Below are 22,429 nucleotides of genomic sequence, written 5' to 3'. Positions count from 1 at the left end.
GGGTACGGCCGCTCCGCCGGCGGGCGGCCGTACCAACCGAAAGTTCACTATGGAGAGCGCTTTCCTGCACTTATGCTCAGGCCGATTCGGGTCCTCTCGCTGATCAGGAGACAAACATGGCGAAACCCACAATCGTTCTCGTCCACGGCGCCTGGGCCGACGCGTCCAGCTGGAACGTGGTCGCCGCGGCGCTGCAGAGCCAGGGCTACACGGTTCTCGCCCCGACCAACCTGCTGCGCGGTATCGCGACCGACGCCGGATACGTGGCCTCGTTCCTGGCCCAGCGCACCAGCGGGCCGGTCGTGCTGGTCGGTCACTCCTACGGCGGCTTCGTCATCACCAACGCGGCCACCGGCGGGGGCGACGTCCGCGCGCTGGTCTACGTCGACGCGTTCATCCCCGACGAGGGCGAGACCGTCTTCCAGATCCTCGGCGGGTCGGGCTCTGCGCTCGACGTCCCCGACCCGACCACCGTGTTCGACATCGCCGGTTACCCCGGTGCGCCCGACGGTGACGCCGAGGCGTTCCTCAAGCCCGACACCGTGCACAAGTTCTTCGCCCAGGACCTGTCCGAGGCCGACCGGTGGCTGATCGCCGCGGGCCAGCGTCCGATCACGATCAGCGCGAACACCACGCCGTCGGCCGGCGCGGCCTGGAAGATCCTGCCCAGCTGGGCCGTCGTCGGCACCGAAGACCTGGTCATCCCACCGGGCATCCAGCGGTCGATGGCCGAGCGCGCGGGCGCGACGGTCACCGAGGTCGCGGGCTCGCACGTGTCGATGGTGTCGCACCCGCAAGACACGGTCACCGCGATCCTGGCGGCCGCCGCGCACGTCGGCGGCTGACCCGCCGCCGGGCCCAGCGACCCAGCGGCACGGCGGCCCAGCGGCACGGCGGCACGGCGGCCCAGCGGCACGGCGGCCCGCCCGGCCCGCCGGCCCGACTGCCCGACCGCCCCGACTGCCCGACCGGCCCGGCTCACTACGAGTCGGGCCCGGCCGGCGGGATGTTGTGGTTGAGCCGGAACATGTTGGTGGGGTCGACCCGGCGTTTGAGGCGCTGCAGCCGCCGGTAGACGTCCGGCTGGTACGCCTGGCGGACGGCGGCGGGCGAGACGTCGTCCTCAGCCATGAAGTTGAGGTACATGCCCCCGGTGCTCCAGGGGGCCAGCCGGCGGATCACCTCGGCCTCCGCTCTCCGGAGGCCGCTCGGGCCGCGGGTCCCGCCGAAACCGGCCAGGAACAGCGTGAAGGCCGCATCGCGGTGGGAGACCGCGTCGGGGTGTTCCGGCTGGCGGCCCAGCGCGCCGCCGAGGTGCCTGACCTCGACCAGCGTGATCGGGACCGGCGCGGCCGGGCCGGTCAGCGAGATCAGCGTGTCGACCGCTCCGGCGGAGAGCTCGCGGAGCAGCGCGGTCCGTTCGTAGGCGGCCACCGGATCGACCGGATCGGCGTGGATCGACGGGAACGCGGAGTAGGGCTGCTGGGCGACGCCGTCGATCAGCGGCGTGGCGACGTCCCGCAGCGGCTTGACCAGTGCCGCCCCCGCGGACGGGCGGCCCAGGTAGCAGATGCGCAGTGCGGCGACGAGCCGGCCGCCCAGGGGGCGCGGGGCGGTGTCCGGCATCCGGATCAGCGCGACCGAGGACGACATCTCGTCCGGGACCGTCCGGGTCCAGCGCCGGTAGGCGTGGAGCAGCCGGGCCGCGTCCCCGCCGTCGAAATAGATCGCGCCGCCGTAGTAGGACGTCACCGGGAACAGGTCGAACTCGATCGCGGTGACCAGCCCGAAGTTGCTCTTGCCCCCGCGGAGTCCGAAGAAGAGCTCCGGATCGTCGTTCGGGGTGACCGTACGCGATCGGCCGTCGGCGCCGACGAGGTCGATGCTGCGGACGTGGTCGGCCGCGTAGCCGAACTTGCGGCCGAGCGTGGGGCTGAGCCCGCCGCCCAGCGTGTAGCCGACCACCCCGACGATCGGGGTCGAGCCGACGATCGGCGCGAGGCCGGCCGGCCCGCACCGGTCGAGGACGTCCTGCCAGAGCGCGCCGGCCTCGGCCCGGGCGACGCGGCGCCGGGCGTCGATCGTGACGGCGCGCAGGGCCCGGGTGGCCACCAGCACCGCGTCCGGGCCGATCGGGACCGAGGGCTGGTGGCCGGTGGCGAGCACCGCGACCGGGGCGCGGTGCTCGGCGGCGAAACGGACGGCCCGCTGGACGTCGGCCGGGGTGGTGGCGACGACGACGAGGCCGGGGTGGGGCGTCTGGCTGAGGTTGAACGTCGTGGTGGCATCGGCGTAGCCACGGTCGCCGGGGAGGAGCGCCCGCCCGTCGAGGCCGGTCGGCCGGGGAAACCGGCCGGCGGGGGCTGCGGGCCCGGCGGGGGCTGCGGTCCCGGCGGGGGCTGCGGTCTCGGCGGGGGCTGCGGTCTCGGCGGCCTCGGCGACGCCGACGGGGCCGGTGGCGGCCGCGACCCCGGCGAGGGCTCCGAGCGTGAGCGCGGCCCGACGAGTGAATGCGGTGGGGCGGGTGAATGCGGTGGGGCGGCTGGCTCGGTCGGGGATCTGCCCCATCGTGATGCTCCGTTCCTGGCGGCGGGCGTCATCACTCTGGGGTCGGGGCCGCACGGCGGCCCTCAACCGACGACGGAATCGCGCGGATCCCCAACCTAGGGACGAGCCTCGCTCTGCTCCTTGAGGAACGTGAGGATCAGTGCCGCGGTCTGGTCGGGGTACTGCGTGTGCGGGTAGTGACCGGCGCCCTCGATCAGCTCGAGCCGGGCCAGCCCGGCCGGCATCTCGGCCACGATCGCCTCGCCCTCGGCGCGCGGGTCGACCCAGTCGGGGTCCCGCGTGCCTTCGATGATCAGCGCCGGGCAGCGGACGTTGGCCAGCTGCGCGGCCGCGTCGGTCGGGGCCGACCGGCCCATCTTCTGCATCGCCTTCATCCGGCCGGGCTCGCGCATCATCGCGTCGACCCGCTCCACGTCGGCCGCCCAGTCGACCGGCCGGACGCCGGGGAACGCGCTGTCGCGGTAGCTCCTCCACAGTTTGACGCTGCCCAGCAGGCCGGTGCCGAGCAGCCGGAACGCGCCCCGGCGGTAGTCGCGGTGGCGGAAGTCTCCGAGGCGGATCGAGAGCTTGCGGGTGAACGGGGCGATCTCGACGATGCCGGTGATCAGCTCGGGCGCGGTCGCGGCGGCGATCGTGGCGGAGCCGCCGGAGATCGACTGCCCGACCAGCACCGCGGTGCCGCCGAGATGACGGATCACCGCGACCAGGTCTCCCGCGATGTCGGTGCGGGAGTACGACGGCCAGACCGCGCTGGACTCGCCGCAGCCGCGCAGGTCGACGGCGGCGACGCGGTAGCCGGCCGCGACCAGTTGCGGGGTGACGAAGCGGTACGACTCGCGGCTGTCGCCCATGCCGTGCGCCAGTACGACCAACGGCCCGCTGCCGGCCACCTCGTACGCGATCGTGCCGCCGTCGACGTTCAGGAACTCGGTCATCACGCTCTCCTTGGTGAATGTTGTTAGCTAAAAAGCTAATGCAATTAGCTTTTCTCGTCAAGAGTCTGTCCGCCGACTCCGCGCTGCAGGTCGTCTACATCGTCCTGGCGGTCTGGGGCTGGTACCTCTGGCTGCGGGGTGGGCCGGGTGGCGGTGGCGGCATGACCCACGCACTGGTGATGGGCAGGTTCTACCCACCGCACCTCGGCCACCACCACCTCATCCGCACCGCGGCCGAGCACGCCGACCGGGTGACGGTGGTGGTCGGTGCGGCCCAGGTGGAAACGATCAGCCTGGCCGACCGGGTCGAGTGGCTGCGGGCGGTCCACGACGAACCGGTCACGGTGGTCGGCCTGCCGTGCGACATCCCGGTCGACCTCCACAGCGAACCGGTCCGGCGGGCACACGTCGCCAACCTGCTGGCCGGTGTCCGGCAGGCGGTGGTACGAGCCGGGCTGGCCACCCCGGGTCGTGGTGGTCGGCGCCGAGTCGACCGGCACGACGACCGTCAGCGCATTGCTCGCCGAGCACTACCGTGAACGCGGCGGCGTCTGGGCCCGGACCGGCTGGGTGGCCGAGTACAGGTGGGAACACACCGTCCGGAAGCTCGCCGAGCCGGGCGAACCGGTGTGGACGGACGAGGACTTCCGGTACATCGCACGGCGTCAGACCGACGCCGAGAAGGATCACCGACCACCTGCTCGGGGTGCGAGAGAGGTTCGCCGACCCGTTCCCGTCCGGCGGTCACATCTCGAGTACCACCCGGTAGCGGGCCGCGCCCTGCCGTACCCGGTCGAGCGCCTCGTCGATGCGCGCGACCGGGTACGTCTCGGTCTGCGCCACGATGCCGTGCCGGGCGGCGAATTCCAGCATCGCGCGCTGCTCGATCGGCGTCCCCACGTTGCCCGCGGTGATCGTCCGCTCGCCGGTGAGCAGCGTCATCGGGGCGATCGAGAGCGGCTCGTGCGGCACCCCGACCAGGCAGAGCGTTCCGCCCGGCCGCAGGGCGTCCGCATAGGTGTTCCAGGGCAGGTCGGCCGGGACGGTGGAGAGCACGAAGTCGAACGAGCCGGGCGCCGGGTCGTGGCCGACGAGCACGTCGTGCGCGCCGAAGCGGCGCGCGTCGGTCTCCTTGTCGGCAGTGGACGAGATCGCGGTGACGTGGCAGCCCCAGGCGGCGGCGAACTGGATCGCCAGGTGGCCGAGCCCACCGACCCCGACCACCGCGACCCGGTCGATCGGCCGGACGCCGTGGCGGAGCAGCGGCGGGAAGACCGTGGCTCCGGCACAGAGCAGCGGCGCGACCGCGGCCGAGTCGAGGGCGTCGGGGATCGGCTGCACGTACCGCCAGTCGCCGGCCCGGACGACGCCGGCGAAGCCACCCCGGTCGCCGCGGACCGCGGTGAGGTCCTTCCGCGGGCACAGGTTCTGCCTGCCGCTCAGGCACCACTCGCAGGCCTGGCAGGATCCGGCGACCGCGCCGACGCCGACGCGCTGCCCGATCGTGAGCTCGACCTCGTGTCCGAACGCTTCGACGATGCCGACCGCCTCGTGGCCGGCGACCAGCGGGAAGCGCGAGATCCCGTACACGTCGTCGATCAGGCTGACGTCGGTGTTGCACACGCCGCAGTGCGTGACCCGGACGTCGACCTCGCGCGGGCCGAGAGGCGGGTCCTCGGCCTCGATCGCGCGGACCGGACCGCCGGGCTTGTCTACGGCGTACCGCAACATGGGGAACTCCTTAGTAACCAACTAGTCAGAAACTAAGCTAGCCTGCCGGTGTGAGAACCCGCAACGCACCGGAGACGCGCCGCCGGATCCTCGCCGCCGCGACCGGGGACTTCGCCGAGCGCGGCATCGCGGGTGCCCGGGTCGACCGAATCGCCGCCGGGGCCGGGGTGAACAAGGCCCAGATCTACGCGTACTTCGGCGACAAGCAGGCGCTGTTCGAGGCCGTCTACCGCAAGCACGCGGCCGCGATCGTCGACGAGACGCCGTTCAGCGTCGACGACCTGCCCGGTTACGCGGTCGGCCTGTACGAGGCCGCGCAACGGCGTCCCGACGTCATCCGCCTGCTGGCGTGGGCCCGGCTCGAGGGCGTGGACCTCCCGATGGACGAGCACGCGGTGCGGGAGAAAGTCGACGAGATCGCCCGGGCGCAGTCCGACGGGCGGCTGGACGCGACCGCGAGCCCCCAGGACGTGCTGGCGCTGGTGACCTCGATGGCCCTGACCTGGTCGGTGGTGGGCCTCTCCCCGGTGACCGGGTCCGACCACGAAGCCGCACTCCGTCATACGGTGGCGCTCGCGTTCGCGGGCCGCCGTTCGTCCTAGTGCTCCGCCGGCGTGGCGTGCGCGCCGCGTCCATCCGCCGGCCCGACGACGGCCATCACGGCCAGGCCCGCCGTCGCGATCACGGCCAGCACCGCGGGCACGAAGAAGACGTGCGGAATGCCGAGCTCCGCGACGCCCAGCCCGCCGGCCAGCCCGCCCACCGCGGTGCTCAGCGGCTCGGCGCTGATGAAGATCGCCGACGCCGTGGCGATCGAGGCCGGCAGCAGCCGCTGGGCGACGATGATGCCGAGCCCGCCGAAGATGCCCCACAGGAAACCGATCAGGATCTGCCCGGCGAACAACCCGGCCGCGTTGCCGATCACCGCGAAACACACCGCACCCAGTGCCGAGAGCACACAGCCGAGCATCAGCAGCGGCATCGCGCCGATCTTGCGCGACAGCGCGATGGCCGCCGGGATCACGAGGATCTCCACCAGCGGCTGGGCCCCGATGATCGCACCGCGCAGTCCCGACGGGAGATCGAGTTCCCGGCTCATGTAGAGCGGCAGGTAGGCGAATTTGATCGTGTCCCCGGCGTAGGCCAGGACGGTCAGAGCGGTGAACACGAGCAACGGCGTCATGGCCGAGATCCCGGGCGCGACCTGCGGGCTCGCGTCGGCGCGCACCGTGACGGTCGTCCGCAGCCGGCCGAGCGGCAGTATCTGCGCGAGCAGACATAACCCGGTCACGAAGAACAGGAACCGGACGCTGGTCCAGGACGCCAGCAGCGATCCGAGCACCGGCCCGACCACCCATCCCCCGACCAGCGCGATACGGATGATCGCGATCACACCGTCGATCTCCGGAACCGGATCGTCCTGGACCGCCGCGAACAACTGCGACGTCGCCGCGCCCGCGAAGCCCAGCACCAGGATGTTCACCACGATCGGCACCCAGAGCTGCGTCGATACCGCGATCACGGCCCACCCGACGAACCCCAGCACGGCACAGATCCGGAACAGCCCCAACCGGTCGCCGATCCGGTCGGAGTGAGACCCGACCAGGTAGCCGGCCAGGGGCGCGGCGAGGTTGGTGAGCGCGTAGAGGCCGGCCGTCGTCAGCGACGCGTGCAGGTCCTCGACCAAGAACAACGACATCAACGGCGCGGCGGACGAGAGCCCGACACCGGCCAGGAACAGCGCGATCGTCGCCCCTCGGTACAGCGGGGTGCGGATCACGATCTGGATCGCCGACCGAGAGGCGACAGGCGTGGACGTCACTGCCGGAACTATACGTATAGATGCAGGTCAAAGATAATCAGCAGCCGCACGACTCCCGCACCACCAGGCGCACGGGCTCGACGACCCGGCGCGGCCCCGGTCCGTCCAGCACCAGATCCACCGCCACCTGGGCCATCCGCTCTATCGGCTGCCGCACCGCCGTCAGCGGTGGTGCGGTGAACTGCGAGTCGACGCTCCCGTCGAAGGACACGATCGCCACGTCCTGCGGCACCCGGAGGCCGAGCTCCCACAGGGCCCGGAGGCACCCGACCGCCTGCATGTCGGAGCTCACGAACACCGATCGGGGACGCCCGGGCGAGCCGAACATCCGGAGCGCGGCCTCGTAACCGCCCTGCCGGTCGAACGCGCACCGCTCGACCGGCATGCTCCGGAACTCCAGCGCCTCCCGCCAGCCCTGCTCCCGCACGTCGGCGTCCGGCCCGATGATCAGCCCGACGCTGTCGTACCCGTGCGACAACAGGTGCTCGACCCCGTCGATCGCGCCGCGACGGGCGTCCACCCCGATCGTCGTCGCCCCGGGCACGTCGGAGAACACGTTGAGGAAGACGGTCGGGATGCCCGCGGCGCCGTGCACGTCGGGATCGGTCATCTCGACCGACGTGACGAGCAGACCCTCGACCTGGCGCCCGGCCAGGCGCAGGATCTGGTCCCGCTCGAGCGCGGCGTCCCCGCCGCTGCTGGCCGTGATCAGCGCGAAGCCGCGTGCGGAAGCGCACCGGCCCACGGCCACCGCCAGGTCGGCCCAGAGGGAGTTGTCGAACTCGGGCAGGACCAGCCCCAGCAGCTTCGACGAGCCGGTGCGCAGCGCCGCCGCGCTGGCGTTCGGCTGGTACCCGAGCACCCGGATCGCGTCCCGGACCTTCGCCGCCGTCTCCGGCGAGACCGAGCGCGGCCCGGCGTGCACGACGTAGCTGACCACCGCCCCGCTCACACCGGCGTACCGCGCGACGTCGGCCTGCGTCACCCTCGGCGGGCGGCTCACGGCGTCGTGACCGGCGAATCCAGGGCGGCTTCCACGATCCGGACCGCCTCGGCCGCGTCGAGGCCGAGTCCGCGGACGACCGCCGCGTACTCGCGGGCGGCGCGCCGGGCCTGCTCGAGCGCGTGCTGACCGCCCGCGGTCACGAACGAACCGGCCCGCCCCCGGGTCTCGATCAGTCCGGCCTCTTCCAGCTCCCGGTACGCCCTGGCCACCGTGTTCACCGCGAGCCCGAGTTCGGCCGCGAGCCGGCGGATCGTCGGCAACCGCGTCCCGACGGCGAGCGAACGGTCTCGGATCTGCCCGGCGAACTGGACCCGGAGCTGCTCGTACGGCGGCGTCGCCGAAGCCGGGTCGATGACGACCATCAGGATCACCTCGAATGTCGCAAGCTATGTCTCAGCACAATGAGTCACAGTTTGCGACAACGTCAACCCTGCGACGAACCGCCGCACGGATCGATCAGCTGCAGACCTTGGGCTTGGTCCCGATGGTCAGGTTGACCACCGTGCCCGGGTCCACGATGGTGCCGGCATCAGGGCTCATGTTGGTCACCGTGTTGATGTTGTCGCACGTCGGGTCGACCTTCTTGGTGATGGTTCCGACGACCAGACCGGCCGCCTGCAGCGCGGACGTGGCGCCGGCCTGGCTCTGGCCGGTGACGTCCGGCACGGAGACCTGGGTGACCGGGGTGAACGGCGTGAGAACGAACCGGTTCCACTCGGTCAGCTCGATACCGTTCTGGCTGACCTTGTACGAGGTGCCGTCGGAGAAGTTGAGGATCGCCTTGTAGTTGAACCTCCAGGTGTCGTTCGGCACGGTGAAAATGGACCCGCCCGACGGCACGATGAAGATCTCGAACTGACCGGGCTGCAGATCACTCATCGGCACGCCGGCCGGGACATTCAGCGCGTACGGGCCGTGCACGGAATTGTCGTCGAAATGCGTGTACGTGTTCTCGGTCAGTGAGACCAGCGCCCCGGCCTTGTTCCAGATCCGGATGCGGACCAGGGTGTCTCCGTCCTTGTCCTCGTCGTTGGTGTTGAACGTGACGCTCGCACTCGTCAGCGTCGCGGACGGCAGCGTGCGGGGAACGGCCTCGTTCACCCCCTGCGCCGACGCCGGAGCGGCCGAGAACGCCACTGACGCCAGTAGTAACGCAGCCGCGAGACCTACGGCACGTTTGAGCGGTCGCATACTGATCCTCCGTGTTCGTGTGAATGCCACCGCCTCGTTGTATGCACGGACGTGGTCCGAGAGATCGGGCATCGATCCCCAGATTTGCGGTCGGGCTACCTAGATTGCCTATCGTCGGACCCATGGCGGACGACGAGCGGGGGCAGCGGTCGAGGAGCAAGCGGCGCCGCGGCGGCGAGATCAACGCGCTGGCCGAGCAGCTGGCCAGAGCCTCGTCGGCCGAAGACGGACGCGCCTGGGACACCCTGGACGCCGACGAGCGGGCCGGCTGGATCGCGGCCTGGCAGCCGACCGCGTTGTCGATGCGAGCGCGCCGGGCGCTGCCGCTGTCGGAGCGCGAGATCACCACGATCGCGCAGACCCACCGGCGGATCGAACCGGCCGGCTCGGGGCCGCCGGCCCGGGGCATGACGCAGGCCGCGCAGATGATCGTCGACCTGCGGCTCCGGGGCTGAGTTCAGGCCAGGTGGTCGCGCACGAAGCGGGCGGCCCGGTCGAGCGCGGCGTCGGCTTCGTCGAGCGTCCCCTCGTAGGCCTGGAACACGTGCGGGACGTCCGCCGTCACGTCGAGGATCACGTCGACGCCCGCGGTCGCGGCCCGCGCGGCGAAGCGGGTCGAGTCGTCCAGCAGGACCTCGTTCGTGCCGACCTGCAGCAGCGTCGGCGGCAGGCCCGCCAGGTCACCGACCACCGCGGGGCTGATCAGCGGCTGCCGCGGGTCGGCTCCGTCGAGGTGCAGCGCGCTCAGCACCTGCAGGCTCTCCCGGGTGAACAGCGGGTCGACGCCGTGCTTGGACACCATGCTCTCGCCGCTGCGCGTCGCGTCCAGACCGGGCGAGAACGTGACGACCGCGGCCGGCCCGGGCAGGCCGGCATCGCGCGCGGCGATCGCGAGCAGGATGGCGAGCCCGCCGCCGGCGGAGTCACCGGCCAGCACCACGCTCTCCGGGGCAGTACCGCGGTCGAGCAGTTCGCGGTAGGCGGCGAGCGCGTCCTCGACGGCGGCCGGGAACGGGTTCTCCGGCGCGAGCCGGTAGTCGACGGAGTAGGCCCGTGCACCGGTGCGCCGGACCAGAGCCGCCGTGAGCCCCTGCGCGGTCTCCGGCGAACCGAACACCCACGCACCGCCGTGGAAGTACAGAATCGTCCCGGTCTCGCCGGCGAATTCGAGAGTGCGGCGGCCACCGAGCTCGGTCGGCGTGATCGAGACGCCCGCCGGGGCCGGACCGGCCATCATCGCGGCGAAGCCGGCGCGGATCTGCTCGGGCGCGGCCCCCGTGTCGAACACCACCGACCGTAACTGGGCGTCGACCGCGGCCCGCTGCTCGGCACTCATGATTCTTCCTCCGCAATATCTTCCCTGGAATGAACCTGTCCACGAATATACTTCCGGAGAAAGGAGGCTGCCAGTGACCGAGCTGATCGACGTCTTCAACGACCTCGTGCACTTCGAGACCCGGCTGTACAACGCCCTCAGCGAGCGTGTGCGTGCCGAGCACGGCCTCACGATCGGACAGTTCGGGTTCCTGCGGCTGATCGACGGCCGGGAAAACTACCGGGTCAACGACGCGGCCCACGACATCGCGATCACCGTGGGCGCGGTGAGCAAGGCCGTCGACCGGCTCGAGCAGGCCGGCTGGGTGGTCCGGCGGCCGAATCCGCGGAACCGGCGGTCGTCGCTGCTCGAGCTGAGCCCGGCCGGGCGGGAGCTCCTCGAGGCCGCCACCCCGACGGTCGAGGACGGTTTGCGGACCTGGCTCACCGAGCCGCTGGCCGCCGAGCTCGCGGGTCCACTGCAGACGCTGCGGCGAGCGATGCAGGACGCCGGTACCGGCACGCCGACCGGCTAACGTGTCCGAATGCCTGAGCTGCCGGAGGTCGAGTCGGCCCGGATCGTCATCGAACGTTCGGCGCTGAAGCGGCGGATCGTCGCCGTGGACGACACCGACAGCTACGAATGCCGTCCGCACCCACCGGGCCAGATCCGGGACGCCCTGGTGGGCACCGAGTTGGTCGCCGCGCACCGGCGGGGCAAGACGATGTGGTGCGACACCGCGACCGGTCCGGTGCTCGGCCTCCACCTGGGCATGTCGGGCAAGATCGTGATCGCGGCCGCGGACGGCAGCGAGGTCGACGGCGGCGATCACTGGGAGTACGGACGCGCGCCCGGCGACTACCGCTTCTCGCGGTTCTCGCTGACGTTCGCCGACGGCGGCGTGCTCCGCCTGCTCGACCCCCGGCGGCTCGGCCGCGTCCGGCTCGACCCGAACCTCGACGCCCTCGGGCCCGACGCCGCCACGATGACCGCGGCCCAGTTCCGCCGGGCCGTCAGCGTCGGCCGTGCGCCGATCAAGGCCCGGCTGCTCGACCAGCACGCGCTGGCCGGGGTCGGCAACCTGCTCGCCGACGAGATCCTGTGGCGGGCGGGGATGAACCCGGCGCGGCCGGTCGACGCGATCACCGATCCCGAGCGGCGGCGGCTCTACCGCGCGCTGCACTCCACTATCGACGAGGCGCTGCGCAACGGGGGTGTGCATACGCTGCCTCTGGTGCCCGAGCGCCGGCCCGGCGGCCAGTGCCCGCGCGATCACACGCTCCTGGAGCACGCCACGGTCGGCGGCCGCACGACGTACTGGTGCCCGAAGCATCAATCCCGTTGAGCCGGGACGCCGCACTCCGGCCGGTGCTCCTTTCGCCCGCGTGACCGACCGGGGAGAATGCGGGGGTGGCAACGGACTACCGGGTCAGTGACGCGGAACGTACGGCGATCCGCCGTTCGCTCCGGGCCCACCACCGCTCCGGACGGCTGACCTCCGACGAGTTCGACCAGCGCGCCTGCGCCGCGGCGCGGGCGGTCACCCGCGCCGACCTCACGAACCTGGTCGCCGACCTGCCCGACGCCGTCAGCGCCGCCCACCGCGGCTGGAGAAACCGGGCCTGGCGGGCGCACGTGTTCGTGTTCGTGCTCGGCGCCGGCGGCACGCTGGCCCTCTGGCAGTCGACCCGCGACCGCCACCCCCGGCCCTCGGACTACGGCGCGGACTACTGGTGGCCGCTGTGGCTGGCGCTGATCTGGGCCGTGGTGCTCCTCGCCCACTACCTCCGCGCGGCCGGTCTGCTGGGCTCCCACCGGTCGTCGTCCGCGCCGCCGTCGCCGGACGACCCCCGGAACGGCCCTGCGGGCAACGACTCCACCGATCCGGACGCCACCGATGCACTGGCCGCTACCGGAGCGCTGGCCACCACTGGAGCCCTGGCCACCCTGACCGACCGGGAGCGGGAGATCCTGGCGCTGGTCGCCGACGGTCTCAGCAACAAGCAGATCGCCGAGCGCCTCTACATCAGCGAACGCACGGCACGCACCCACGTGAGCAACGTCCTGCGCAAGCTCAGCCTGTCGTCACGAACACAGGCGGCCCTGGCCGCGGTGCGCGCCGGCCTCTCGTCATCCGTGCCCGACCAGGCGCGGCGCCTCGGCGATGAGGACGAACCGGATCGACCGGCCCAGTAGACAGGCGAGCACGAAAGCCTTGCCGCTGATCCGGGTCCGGGCGGCGTACACGCTCACCGCGAGCAGTGGCGGCAGCCCGCTGACCGCGCTGAGAAACACCACCGGGACGCTCCACCGGGGCCGGTCGAGCGTCTCGAGGAGCCGGGCACCGAATCGGCCACCCGGCTTGGCGCGGTCGCGTCGCCGCCGGAGAACGGCCGAGCGCAGTACGCCGCGGGCGCTGAAGAAGAGGGCCGACTTGCCCGCCGTCTGCCCCAGCGCCGCGGCCAGGCCACAGAGGATCGGGTTGACCGCCGTCGTCGTGATGACGCCGACCAGGTACGGCTCCACCGGCGTCAGCGGCAGAACGGCCGAGAGCGCGCCGACCAGCAGGGTGGTCAGGTAGACCGGAATCACGGCGACGCCAGCCGGGCGACCGTCCGCAACGACACGGCCTTGATCGCCAGGACGAACACCGCGAAGGCGGTCGCCCACCACGGCGACGGAGCGGCGACCACCAGGACGACGCACCCGGCCGTGTTCGCCACCTTCGCCGGCGGCCACCAGTTCCACCGGTAGACGCCACGGTGGACCGCGGCGAAGTAGTTCGGCCCGAGAATGGGCCAGCGGATGAACGACAGGCTCAACATGCAATCCACGACGAGGAATTGGCCCAGGAAAACTGCCACCGGAATCGCGAATTCCGGGCGCACGACCAGCAGCGCACTCGCACAGACGCCGCAGCAGGCCCGATCGGCGACGATGTCGAGGACGGCGCCCACCCGGGTCTCCTGATTCAGGAGTCGCGCCGACAATCCGTCGAGCATGTCGCCGATCCAATAGCAGAGAAAGGCGGCGACGGTCAGAATCGCGCTGTTGCGGGTGAGGGCGGCGACGGCCAGCGTGACCGCGGCGACCGTCCGCACGATCGTCACCACGTTCGGCACCGTCGTGAGGCGGTCGCGCACCGGCGTCGACAACTCCGGGACATCTCGTAACGACACGGTGGGCCCTTTCTGCGGGAAACAGCCCTCACGCTGCCGGGACGCGGCCGGCAGCGCATCGGCCGGATGCCGTAAAACACCGCCCGAGACATTCGACGTAGCCCCGCCTCCGCCGCCGGTCGGCGCACCGTCGGGTAATCGACAGCAACCGGCTGTGCGTAGAACTGCGCAGAACGAATCCGGCAGACCCCGTTGAATTCGGTTGGCGCCGAACGTCACCGGCACGACTCGAAGAAACAGACCGGGAGTTGCTTGTGCGGAACACCATCAAAACCCGCCGATCACTACCGATCGCGGTCGGCATCCTCGTCGGTGTGATCGTGGCGGCATTAGGCGTGCTGGTCGCGCCCGCACCCGCTTCCGCCGCCATTCCGGGCTACGTCGTCCGGCCCGGGGTCAGCGACAGCAATTCCGTCTCCCCCAAATCCGCGACCGCACGATGCCTGGGCAACGAACGGGTGATCGGTACGGGCTACAAGATCGAAGGGGCACCCACCGACGTAGTGCTGGCCTCGCTCGTGCCCGCGTCAAAAGAGGTGATCGCGACCGCGGGTGAGGACGCCGACGGCACGAACACCGCCTGGACGCTGACCGCCTTTGCGGTGTGCGCCACGTCGATGGGCGACGCGAAGATCATCCCGGCGACGCAGAGTCCGACCACCTTCCAACCGTTCCTGCAAGCCGAGCAGCCCTGCACCGGCGGCACACAACTGATCGGCAGCGGCGCCGCTCTTTCCCCGAACGCCGCCGGTCACGTCACGATCACCCGCCAGTTCTTCCAGGGCGGAGGCACGTCGCTGACCACCGCGAACGTGTCCGACCCGCAATTCACCCAGAACTGGTCGGTGACCACCTACGCGATCTGCGTGCCCACGCACCCGGGCCAGAGCACCCCGGGCGGCAGTAGTCCCTTCGACAACAAGCCGACCAAGACGGCCACCGCGAACTGCGGTAGCGGTCAGGTCGGCACCACCGCCGGCTGGTCGGTCGGCACGTTCGGCGGCCCGCTCATCGACTCCGCGGTCCCCAGCGCGACCGGAGTGGTGACCACCGGAACCATCGACGACGACGGCATCCCAGGCAACGCGGCCTGGTCGATCGGCACCCAGTCGCTCTGTTTCACCCGCAACTGACCCGGCGGCACTGAACGCCCCAGCCCGGAACACCCCGCCGGGCTGGGGCCCACCGGCCTGGGGCCACCCGGGCTGGGGCCACCCGGGCTGGGGCCCGCGGCCGTCCGGGAGCCCACGGGGTGACGCCGTGTGTCCGAGCTCCGTTCAGCGGCCGGCGCGAGCCAGCGGGGTGCCGTCCAGTGCCTGGCGGAACGCGACCAGCGAGTCGAAGACCTGCAGGGCTCCGGCTTCCAGCAACTCCCCGACCGAGAACCCCCCGGTCCGGACCGCGAGCGTGGGGATCTGAAGCTTGGCCGCCGCCCGGGCATCGAAGACCGAGTCCCCGATCATGATGCCGCCGGCCCCCTCGACCTTGGCCAGCGCGGTCGCCACGATGTCGGGCTCGGGTTTGCTCTTCTCCACGTCGTCGGAGGTGGTCCACGCGTCGGCGAGGGACTTGCCGTCGAGGAGGTCGAGGAACTTCTCGACGTGCTGACTCTTGCCCGAACTCGCCAGGACCAGACGGAAACCCCGGTCCTTGACGTCGGCCAGCAGCTCGTGAGCGCCCTCGAAGGGCTGGATCTCGTCGATGAGCTGGTCGAACTCCTCCACCCACGCGGCGCGCAGGTCGTCCCCGTGTGTTTCTTCGATCTCCCGGCTGCCGACCTCCGACACGAACATGTCCCCGCCCATCCCGATGCCGCGGTGGATGCGCCACATCGGCCGGGTGATGCCGTACCGGCGGAACGCACGGAACCACGCCAGGGCGTGCTGGTAGTTGGTGTCCACGAGAGTGCCGTCGACGTCGAAGATCGCGGTATCGGCCATGGGTCCCGTCTACCCGGCAGAAGGGCCGCCACACGGTTTGGGCGAAGAGACGACGGGTACCCGCGCCGCAAGCGGCAGCAGGCCGCTACCAGCGGCGCCGTCGCCGGCACCGCCGAGCGCGCCGGCGCTGCCGAGCGCGCCGCTCAGCCGGACGCCGGCCGACGCTCCCCGGACGAGGCGACGGACTCACTCACGCGATTCGAACGGCCACCGCCCAGTCGAAGGAGCACTGAAACCGATGACCTCCACCGAGTCGGATCCCGCCGCCGGCACCGAGAGCACCCGCCCCGAAGCCCCGGCCGAGGCGGCGAGCGATGCCCCCACGGGTAACCCGTCCCAGCCGCGACCGAGCCTGCCCGACGGGATGGGCGAACTCGACCGCCGCGCGATCGACACGGTGCGGGTCCTCTCCATGGACGCGGTGCAGAAAGTCGGCAACGGACACCCCGGCACCGCGATGAGCCTGGCCCCCACCGCGTATCTGCTGTTCCAGAAGTGGCTGCGGCACGATCCGAGCGAGCCGCAGTGGACAGGGCGCGACCGTTTCGTCCTGTCGATGGGCCACTCCAGCCTCACGCTCTACCTCCAGCTCTTCCTCTCGGGTTACGGGCTGGAGCTCTCCGACCTGCAGGCGCTGCGCACCTGGGGCTCGCTGACTCCCGGCCATCCCGAGGTCAACCACACCCCGGGCGTGGAGACGACGACCGGCCCGCTGGGCCAGGGCGTCGGCAACGCCGTCGGCATGGCGATGGCCGCCCGCCGTGAGCGCGGCCTGCTCGACCCCGACGCTCCGGAGGGTGAGAGCGTGTTCGACCACACCGTCTGGGCGTTCGCTTCCGACGGTGACCTGGAGGAGGGCGTCAGCGGTGAAGCCTCGTCGCTGGCCGGCACGCAGGAACTCGGCAACCTGGTGCTGGTCTACGACGACAACCGGATCTCGATCGAGGACGACACCCAGATCGCCTTCACCGAGGACGTCGGTGCCCGTTACGCGGCCTACGGCTGGCACGTCCAGCACGTGCCGGACGGCGAAGACCTGGCCGCGGTCGACCGGGCGCTGGGCGCGGCCAGGGAGGAGACCGCCCGCCCGTCGCTGATCGTGCTGCGAACGATCATCGGCTGGCCGTCGCCCAACAAGCAGAACACCGGCGCCGCGCACGGCTCCGCGCTCGGCGAGGACGAAGTCCGCGCCACGAAGGAGATCCTCGGCTTCGACCCCGACCAGACGTTCGAAGTCGCCCCGGAGGTGCTCACGCACGCCCGCCAGGTGGCCGAACGCGGGAAGCAGGCACACGCGCAGTGGCAGCAGCGCTTCGACGCCTGGCGCTCCGGTGATCCCGACGGCGCCGCGCTGCTCGAGCGCCTGTCCACCCGCACGCTGCCCGAGGGCTGGGCCGGCGAGCTGCCCACCTGGGACGCCGACTCCAAAGGTGTGGCCACCCGCAAGGCGTCCGGTGAGGTCCTGTCCGCCCTCTATCCGGTTCTGCCCGAGCTGTGGGGCGGATCGGCCGACCTGGCCGAGAGCAACAACACCGCGGTCAAGGGTGAGGCGTCGTTCCTTCCCACCAACCGCCAGACGAAGATGTGGAGCGGCGGCCCGTACGGACGCACCCTCCATTTCGGCGTCCGCGAGCACGCCATGGGCGCGATCATGAACGGCATCGCCCTGCACGGCGGAACCCGGGTCTACGGCGGAACGTTCCTCACGTTCTCCGACTACATGCGCGGCGCGGTGCGGCTGGCCGCCCTCATGCAGCTGCCGGTCACCTACGTGTGGACGCACGACTCCATCGGGCTGGGTGAGGACGGCCCCACCCATCAGCCGGTCGAGCACTACGCGGCGCTGCGGGCCATCCCCGGCCTGGACTTCGTGCGTCCGGCCGACGCCAACGAGACCGCGGTCGCCTGGCGCACCATCCTCGAGCACGGCGACCGCCCGGCCGGGCTCGCGCTGTCCCGGCAGAACCTGCCGGTCTTCGACCGCACACGGTTCGGCTCGACCGACGGGACGGCCAGGGGCGGTTACGTGCTGGCCGAGGCCTCCGGCGGCGCCCCGCAGGTGATCCTCCTGGGCACCGGCTCGGAGGTGCAGATCGCGGTCGCGGCCCGCGAGACGCTCGAGGCCGACGGGATCCCGGCCCGGGTCGTGTCGCTGCCGTGCTGGGAGTGGTTCGCTGCCCAGGACCGCGGCTACCGCGAGCAGGTGCTGCCACCCACGGTGCGCGCCCGGGTCAGCGTCGAGGCCGGTGTGAGGATGGGGTGGAGGGAGTTCGTCGGCGACGCCGGTCGCATCGTCGGCCTCGACCACTACGGTGCCAGCGCCGCCTACACCGTGCTCTACGAACGGTTCGGTCTCACGTCCGAGGCCGTCGTGGCCGCCGCGCACGAAAGCCTCGCCGCCGCCCAGGCCCCACCCGTCGCTCCCACCGGTCCGGACAGCCCCGGTGTGCTGCATTCCGCGACCGGGGACCGCTGACTCGCGTTCTCCGTCGTCGGCGTCACCACCAACCCGACGATTTTCGCCGCCGCGATCAGCGGCTCGGACGCCTACGACGACCAGGTCCACGCGATGGCGGTCCGGAACGTCAGCGTCGGGGAAGCGCTGCGGACCATCACCGTCGCGGACGTCCGCGACGCCTGCGACCTGCTCGCGCCGGTGGCGCAGCGCACCGGCCGCGACGGCCGGGTGTCGCTGGAGGTCTCCCCCGGCGTCGCCCGCGACACCGAGACCACGGCGGCGGAGGCGGCGCACCTGTGGTGGCTGGTCGACCGGCCCAACCTCGTCTCCCGGGTGGACACCGAGATCGACGACCGCTTGGAGAAGGCCGGCGCCGACCCCGCGCTCAAGGGCAAGGCCGCGCTGGCGAACGCGCAACTGGCCTATCAGGCCTACGAGGAGATCTTCTCCTCCGACCGGTGGCGTGCGCTGCGGAAGCACGGCGCGCAGCCGCACCGTCCGCTGTGGGCCTCGACCGGCGTGAAGAACGCCGACTACCCGGACACGTTGTACGTCAGCGACCTCATCGCGCCGGGCACCGTGACACGATGCCGGAGAAGACGATGAAGGCCTACGCCGACCACGGCAGCCCCGGCGCACCGATCCCGGACGCCTACGACGACGCGGCCCGGGTGATGAAGGCCGTGGCCGACGCCGGGGTCGACCTCGACGACGTGTTCACGACCGTCGAGGACGAGGGCATCCAGAAGTTCGTCGACTCGTGGGACGAACTCACCCGGTCGGTTCGCTCGGAGCTGGAAGCCAAGAGCTAGGCGTCCGGATCGAGCCGGTAACCGACACCACGCAGGGTCTGGATCGTGTCGCGGTCGAACGGACGGTCGATCTTGTCCCGGAGGTGACGAACGTAGACGTCGACGACGTTCGAGCCGCCCTCGTAGGCGAAGTCCCACACGTGTTCGATCAGGTGCGTCCGGCTCAGCGTCTCCCCCGGATGACGCATGAACTCCTGCAGCAACGCGAACTCCCTCGCGGACAAGTCCAGGGGCGTACCGCCGCGGTGCGCGGTGCGCGCGGCCGGGTCCAGCGCGAGGTCGGAGACGCGCAAGGTGGTCGGGCGGGGCAGCGGCCCGCGGCGGGTCAGGGCCCGGACCCGGGCGAAGAGCTCGTCGAGCGCGAACGGTTTGGTGAGGTAGTCGTCCGCGCCCGCGTCCAGGCCCCGCACGCGGTCCTGGACGTGGTCGCGGGCGGTCAGCATGAGGACGGGCACCCACCGGTCGGCGGCGCGGACGGTCCGGCACACCTCGAAGCCGTCGGGCGGAGGGATCACCGCGTCCAGCACGACGGCGTCGTAGTCGGTCTCGGTGATCCGCCAGATCGCGTCCGTGCCGGTGGCGACCGTGTCGACCGCGTAACCCGCGCGCCGCAGGCCGCGGTCCAGCATCGCCGACATGGCCGGGTCGTCTTCGACGACCAGCAGCCTCATGGGTACCAAGATAAAGGTCGGTGGCGCGCCCGGAGCGCGGCGGGGAGGCCGGGACGGCCCGACTTCACGGTGTAGGGAAGTGGTGGCATGCGCTGGGGCCCCAGGTCGCTGCGGAGCCGGTTGGTCGTCATCTTCGCGGCCGGGTCGGCGCTGGCGCTGCTCGTGTGTCTCGCGGGCCTGTACTTCCTCCTTCATCAGCGGCTGAGGGAGACGCTCGACACCGACCTGACGTATCGGAGCCGAGACCTGGCCGCGAGCATCGCGACGCGGGACACCCGGGTCGTGAGCTCGGATCCGCTGGCCCAGTTGTACGCGTCGGACGGGACGGTGCTGACCGGATCGCCGGCGCTCGCCGGTCGCCGGCTGCTCAGCGTGGACCAGGTCCGGTCCACCACCCGGCCGTGGCTGACCGACACCGCCACGCAGCTCGGCCACGGCAGCCTGGACGTCCCGCTGCGGGTCGAGGGCCGGCCGATCGGCCGGTCCGGGGAGGTTCTGGCGGTCGCGGCGTCCGCACGGGTGGTCGACCGGGCCAGCCTCAACGCCCTGACCAGCCTGGCCGCCGCGGCACCGCTGCTGATCGCGGCGCTGAGCGGTGCGGGCTGGCTGGTGGTGCGCGCGGCGCTCCGGCCGGTCGACGTGCTGACCCGGGAGGCCGCTGCGATCTCGTCCCTCGACAACGATCGGCGCCTGCCCCGGACCGAGGGACACGACGAGATAGCCCGGCTCGCGGCGACGCTGGACGGCATGCTCGACCGGCTGCGGGTGGCCTTCGCGCGGGAACGAGCGTTCGTGGACGACGCCAGCCACGAGCTGCGGACGCCGATCGCCGTGCTCCGCGGTGAGCTGGAGCTGGCGCTGACCGCGCTGGACGACCCGGCGGAGGTGGAGCAGTCGCTGCGGGCCGCCCAAGCGCAGGCGGTACGGCTCACCCGGTTGAGCGAGGACCTGTTGCTGCTCGCCCGGGAGCGTGCCGGGGCACTGCGCGGCAATCCCGGACCGGTCGAACTGGCCGCGTTCGTGGCCGATGAGGCCCCCATGCTGCGCCGAGGCACGGGACTGGACGTCGAAGTCCTGGGTGACCCCGTCGACGCACCGGTCGACGTCGATCAACTCCGCCGGGTCCTCATCAACCTGACCACCAACAGCGCCGCCGCCGGAGCGACCGTGGTCCGGATCACGACCGGCCGGAGCGCCACAAAAGCCTGGATCGAGCACGCCGACGACGGCCCCGGCTTCCCGGCCGAGCTGCTCACCTCGGTGTTCGACCGCTTCGTCCGCGGTGACACCGCCCGCGCGACCGGCTCCGGAGCGGGCCTCGGGCTCTCGATCGTCCGGGCGATCGTGGCCGCGCACGAAGGCACGGTCGGTGCGCGCAACGGCGCACCGCTGGGCGGCGCCGTGGTGACGGTGACCCTCCCGGGAGCCTGAGCGCCGGATCACCCCGGCCGGGTCATCGGGGTGAAGGCCCTCACAGCGGATTTTCATCGTCGTGTCATCGACGCGGCGCCATCGTCATCGCAGACACCCGGAACTTCCATCCCACCGGCCGCCGTCGGCTCGGAGGAGACTGCGATGACGTTGCTCGGACTGCCGTTCCTGCTACTGCTCTGCGGCGCCTTGGTGCTGGCCGTGGCGGCTCTGCTGTACGGCTGGAACCGCTGGCCCCGACTGGTGGCGTGGCCGGCCCGAGTGGCGTGCCTGGTGCTCGTGATGGTGTTGCCCGTCGCGATCAGCGGCGACGGCGTCAACCGCTACTTCGGCTTCTACACGTCGTGGGACGACCTGTTCAACAGTCCGGCCGACCAACGGCTGACCGCCGCGGCGCAGACGCGGCACGAACGCGTTCCCCCCTCCGATCTGTCGGCCGGGAGGGCGGCGGCCGCGAAGGGGCACGGCATCATCATCCCGTGGTCGATGCCCGGCCCGCGGTCGGGCATCAATCGGAGCGGGTACGTCTATCTCCCGGCGGCCTACTTCGCCGCGAACCGGCCCACCGAGCGGTTCCCCGTCGTCGAGTTGTTGCACGGATACTCCGGCAGCCCGCACAACTGGGTGCACGCGCTGCCGATCGCGTCGACGCTCGACGCCGAGATCACCGCCGACCGGATTCCGCCGGTGATCGCGGTCGCGCCGTACGAGTACGACACCCACGACGGTGAGTGCGTGGATGCCGTCGACGGGCAGCAGAACGAGACCTACCTCGCCCGGGACGTACCCGCCGACATCGCGTCGTCCTTCCGTACCGCGACGTCACCGGAGTCCTGGGCGACCCTCGGGTTCTCCACCGGCGGCTTCTGCGCGGTCAACATGGCGCTGCACTACCCCGGCACCTACCGCGCGGCGGTGTCGCTCAGCGGGTACTTCACCGCGCTGACCGACAACACCACCGGAAACCTGTACCACGGCAATCGGGGTGTCCGTGAGTACAACTCGCCGCGGTGGTTCGTCCGGCACCACCCGGTGCGGCCCGCTCTCTACCTCTTCGCCAGCGGCGGTGACCACGCCGCGATGCGCGAGCTCGCCCCGTTCCGGCACGCGGTGCCCGCCGGCACCGATCTCACGGTGGTCACCGTGCCCTCCGGCGGGCACAACACCACGGTCTGGAACGCCGCGTTACCTCCGGCACTGGACTGGATCGGCCACCGCCTCCCGGCGCCGAGCACGCCTGCCGTCGTCGAGAGCGGCCAATCCAGCTCGACGCCGGTCGCGTCGCCGACGGCGGCGTCACCGGCCCCGTCCGGACGGGGCCGGGCGAAGCATCGATGACGACCATCCGCACCGCGCCGGCCGGGACCGCC

The 22,429-nt window shown here is 71.6% G+C and carries 25 protein-coding genes; 13 read left to right on the top strand and 12 right to left on the bottom strand.

Annotation, left to right across the window (positions count from 1 at the left end; translation table 11 throughout):
• Positions 1 to 116: 116 nt before the first annotated feature.
• Positions 117 to 845, top strand: a complete 729-nt coding sequence (locus tag ACIBZJ_RS41715; RefSeq protein WP_395939143.1) for an alpha/beta fold hydrolase — start codon at positions 117 to 119, stop codon at positions 843 to 845.
• Positions 846 to 981: 136 nt separating this feature from the next.
• Here the strand turns inward: ACIBZJ_RS41715 and ACIBZJ_RS41710 are convergent, their stop codons facing one another.
• Both ACIBZJ_RS41710 and ACIBZJ_RS41705 read right to left on the bottom strand, forming a co-directional pair.
• Positions 982 to 2,568 (bottom strand): FAD-binding oxidoreductase, encoded by a 1,587-nt coding sequence (locus ACIBZJ_RS41710; protein ID WP_395939142.1) that lies wholly within the window; start codon positions 2,566 to 2,568, stop codon positions 982 to 984.
• A 95-nt stretch (positions 2,569 to 2,663) separates the two neighbouring features.
• Complete coding sequence (locus ACIBZJ_RS41705; protein ID WP_395939141.1) at positions 2,664 to 3,503, bottom strand: alpha/beta fold hydrolase; 840 nt, start codon at positions 3,501 to 3,503, stop codon at positions 2,664 to 2,666.
• Between the two features lie 38 nt (positions 3,504 to 3,541).
• On the opposite strand from ACIBZJ_RS41705, the gene ACIBZJ_RS41700 reads away from it, so the two are divergent.
• Positions 3,542 to 4,042: an adenylyltransferase/cytidyltransferase family protein gene (locus ACIBZJ_RS41700; protein WP_395939140.1), complete on the top strand. Its 501-nt coding sequence runs from the start codon at positions 3,542 to 3,544 to the stop codon at positions 4,040 to 4,042.
• A gap of 205 nt (positions 4,043 to 4,247) precedes the next feature.
• On the opposite strand, the gene ACIBZJ_RS41695 is transcribed toward ACIBZJ_RS41700, so the two are convergent.
• On the bottom strand, positions 4,248 to 5,234 hold the full coding sequence (locus tag ACIBZJ_RS41695) for an NAD(P)-dependent alcohol dehydrogenase (RefSeq protein ID WP_395939139.1): 987 nt from the start codon (positions 5,232 to 5,234) through the stop codon (positions 4,248 to 4,250).
• Between the two features lie 50 nt (positions 5,235 to 5,284).
• Here ACIBZJ_RS41695 and ACIBZJ_RS41690 point away from each other — a divergent pair, with 50 nt between their 5' ends.
• Entirely contained in the window at positions 5,285 to 5,836 is a 552-nt protein-coding gene (locus ACIBZJ_RS41690) for a TetR family transcriptional regulator (RefSeq protein WP_395939138.1), read from the top strand.
• On the opposite strand, the gene ACIBZJ_RS41685 is transcribed toward ACIBZJ_RS41690, so the two are convergent.
• The 4 genes from ACIBZJ_RS41685 to ACIBZJ_RS41670 all read right to left on the bottom strand — a co-directional run bounded on the left by ACIBZJ_RS41685 (position 5,833) and on the right by ACIBZJ_RS41670 (position 9,253).
• Positions 5,833 to 7,056 carry an MFS transporter gene (locus ACIBZJ_RS41685; RefSeq protein WP_395939137.1) on the bottom strand — a complete coding sequence of 408 codons (1,224 nt, stop codon included), beginning with the start codon at positions 7,054 to 7,056 and terminating at the stop codon, positions 5,833 to 5,835. The genes ACIBZJ_RS41690 and ACIBZJ_RS41685 overlap by 4 nt on opposite strands.
• 37 nt (positions 7,057 to 7,093) lie before the next feature.
• The gene (locus tag ACIBZJ_RS41680) at positions 7,094 to 8,059 is read right to left on the bottom strand and encodes a LacI family DNA-binding transcriptional regulator (protein WP_395939136.1); all 966 of its coding nucleotides are present in this window, start codon (positions 8,057 to 8,059) and stop codon (positions 7,094 to 7,096) included.
• Positions 8,056 to 8,424 carry a GntR family transcriptional regulator gene (locus ACIBZJ_RS41675; RefSeq protein WP_395939135.1) on the bottom strand — a complete coding sequence of 123 codons (369 nt, stop codon included), beginning with the start codon at positions 8,422 to 8,424 and terminating at the stop codon, positions 8,056 to 8,058. The genes ACIBZJ_RS41680 and ACIBZJ_RS41675 overlap by 4 nt, the downstream gene beginning before the upstream one ends.
• A gap of 94 nt (positions 8,425 to 8,518) precedes the next feature.
• On the bottom strand, positions 8,519 to 9,253 hold the full coding sequence (locus tag ACIBZJ_RS41670) for a PASTA domain-containing protein (RefSeq protein ID WP_395939134.1): 735 nt from the start codon (positions 9,251 to 9,253) through the stop codon (positions 8,519 to 8,521).
• Between the two features lie 122 nt (positions 9,254 to 9,375).
• Between ACIBZJ_RS41670 and ACIBZJ_RS41665 the strand changes: the two genes are divergently transcribed.
• A complete protein-coding gene (locus tag ACIBZJ_RS41665) occupies positions 9,376 to 9,708 on the top strand; it encodes a hypothetical protein (protein WP_395939133.1) in 333 nt (110 codons plus the stop codon).
• Between the two features lie 2 nt (positions 9,709 to 9,710).
• Here the strand turns inward: ACIBZJ_RS41665 and ACIBZJ_RS41660 are convergent, their stop codons facing one another.
• Complete coding sequence (locus tag ACIBZJ_RS41660) at positions 9,711 to 10,589, bottom strand: alpha/beta hydrolase (protein ID WP_395939132.1); 879 nt, start codon at positions 10,587 to 10,589, stop codon at positions 9,711 to 9,713.
• Between the two features lie 73 nt (positions 10,590 to 10,662).
• Between ACIBZJ_RS41660 and ACIBZJ_RS41655 the strand changes: the two genes are divergently transcribed.
• The 3 genes from ACIBZJ_RS41655 (at position 10,663) to ACIBZJ_RS41645 (ending at position 12,764) form a co-directional block, all read left to right on the top strand.
• Complete coding sequence (locus ACIBZJ_RS41655) at positions 10,663 to 11,103, top strand: MarR family winged helix-turn-helix transcriptional regulator (RefSeq protein ID WP_395939131.1); 441 nt, start codon at positions 10,663 to 10,665, stop codon at positions 11,101 to 11,103.
• 9 nt (positions 11,104 to 11,112) lie between these two features.
• On the top strand, positions 11,113 to 11,913 hold the full coding sequence (locus tag ACIBZJ_RS41650) for an Fpg/Nei family DNA glycosylase (RefSeq protein WP_395939130.1): 801 nt from the start codon (positions 11,113 to 11,115) through the stop codon (positions 11,911 to 11,913).
• Between the two features lie 65 nt (positions 11,914 to 11,978).
• Positions 11,979 to 12,764, top strand: a complete 786-nt coding sequence (locus ACIBZJ_RS41645; RefSeq protein WP_395939129.1) for a LuxR C-terminal-related transcriptional regulator — start codon at positions 11,979 to 11,981, stop codon at positions 12,762 to 12,764.
• Here ACIBZJ_RS41645 and ACIBZJ_RS41640 read toward each other — a convergent pair.
• Both ACIBZJ_RS41640 and ACIBZJ_RS41635 read right to left on the bottom strand, forming a co-directional pair.
• Positions 12,699 to 13,160 (bottom strand): hypothetical protein, encoded by a 462-nt coding sequence (locus ACIBZJ_RS41640; RefSeq protein WP_395939128.1) that lies wholly within the window; start codon positions 13,158 to 13,160, stop codon positions 12,699 to 12,701. The two genes, ACIBZJ_RS41645 and ACIBZJ_RS41640, sit on opposite strands and share 66 nt — an antisense overlap.
• On the bottom strand, positions 13,157 to 13,723 hold the full coding sequence (locus ACIBZJ_RS41635; protein WP_395939176.1) for a CDP-alcohol phosphatidyltransferase family protein: 567 nt from the start codon (positions 13,721 to 13,723) through the stop codon (positions 13,157 to 13,159). The genes ACIBZJ_RS41640 and ACIBZJ_RS41635 overlap by 4 nt, the downstream gene beginning before the upstream one ends.
• 278 nt (positions 13,724 to 14,001) lie before the next feature.
• On the opposite strand from ACIBZJ_RS41635, the gene ACIBZJ_RS41630 reads away from it, so the two are divergent.
• Positions 14,002 to 14,880 (top strand): hypothetical protein, encoded by an 879-nt coding sequence (locus ACIBZJ_RS41630; RefSeq protein WP_395939127.1) that lies wholly within the window; start codon positions 14,002 to 14,004, stop codon positions 14,878 to 14,880.
• 144 nt (positions 14,881 to 15,024) lie between these two features.
• Here ACIBZJ_RS41630 and ACIBZJ_RS41625 read toward each other — a convergent pair whose 3' ends face one another.
• Positions 15,025 to 15,687, bottom strand: a complete 663-nt coding sequence (locus ACIBZJ_RS41625) for an HAD family hydrolase (RefSeq protein ID WP_395939126.1) — start codon at positions 15,685 to 15,687, stop codon at positions 15,025 to 15,027.
• A 364-nt stretch (positions 15,688 to 16,051) separates the two neighbouring features.
• Between ACIBZJ_RS41625 and tkt the strand changes: the two genes are divergently transcribed.
• From tkt to ACIBZJ_RS41610, 3 genes are read left to right on the top strand one after another with little or no spacing between them, the layout of a single operon-like run.
• Positions 16,052 to 18,163 carry a transketolase gene (tkt, locus tag ACIBZJ_RS41620; protein WP_395939175.1) on the top strand — a complete coding sequence of 704 codons (2,112 nt, stop codon included), beginning with the start codon at positions 16,052 to 16,054 and terminating at the stop codon, positions 18,161 to 18,163.
• Between the two features lie 39 nt (positions 18,164 to 18,202).
• On the top strand, positions 18,203 to 18,751 hold the full coding sequence (locus ACIBZJ_RS41615; protein ID WP_395939174.1) for a transaldolase family protein: 549 nt from the start codon (positions 18,203 to 18,205) through the stop codon (positions 18,749 to 18,751).
• A complete protein-coding gene (locus ACIBZJ_RS41610; RefSeq protein ID WP_395939125.1) occupies positions 18,733 to 18,957 on the top strand; it encodes a transaldolase family protein in 225 nt (74 codons plus the stop codon). Before ACIBZJ_RS41615 ends, ACIBZJ_RS41610 begins: the two co-directional genes overlap by 19 nt.
• Here the strand turns inward: ACIBZJ_RS41610 and ACIBZJ_RS41605 are convergent.
• Positions 18,954 to 19,628: a response regulator transcription factor gene (locus ACIBZJ_RS41605; protein WP_395939123.1), complete on the bottom strand. Its 675-nt coding sequence runs from the start codon at positions 19,626 to 19,628 to the stop codon at positions 18,954 to 18,956. The genes ACIBZJ_RS41610 and ACIBZJ_RS41605 overlap by 4 nt on opposite strands.
• An 87-nt stretch (positions 19,629 to 19,715) precedes the next feature.
• Between ACIBZJ_RS41605 and ACIBZJ_RS41600 the strand changes: the two genes are divergently transcribed.
• Together ACIBZJ_RS41600 and ACIBZJ_RS41595 are read left to right on the top strand one after the other, a co-directional pair.
• Positions 19,716 to 21,059, top strand: a complete 1,344-nt coding sequence (locus ACIBZJ_RS41600; RefSeq protein WP_395939122.1) for a sensor histidine kinase — start codon at positions 19,716 to 19,718, stop codon at positions 21,057 to 21,059.
• Positions 21,060 to 21,203: 144 nt separating this feature from the next.
• Positions 21,204 to 22,397 carry an alpha/beta hydrolase gene (locus ACIBZJ_RS41595; protein WP_395939121.1) on the top strand — a complete coding sequence of 398 codons (1,194 nt, stop codon included), beginning with the start codon at positions 21,204 to 21,206 and terminating at the stop codon, positions 22,395 to 22,397.
• Positions 22,398 to 22,429 lie beyond the last annotated feature (32 nt).

The organism is Cryptosporangium sp. NPDC051539 (assembly GCF_044454545.1).
Classification (GTDB): domain Bacteria; phylum Actinomycetota; class Actinomycetes; order Mycobacteriales; family Cryptosporangiaceae; genus Cryptosporangium.
The sequence above is the reverse complement of the archived record's forward strand: the minus strand, read 5'-3'. Positions and strand labels throughout refer to the sequence as shown.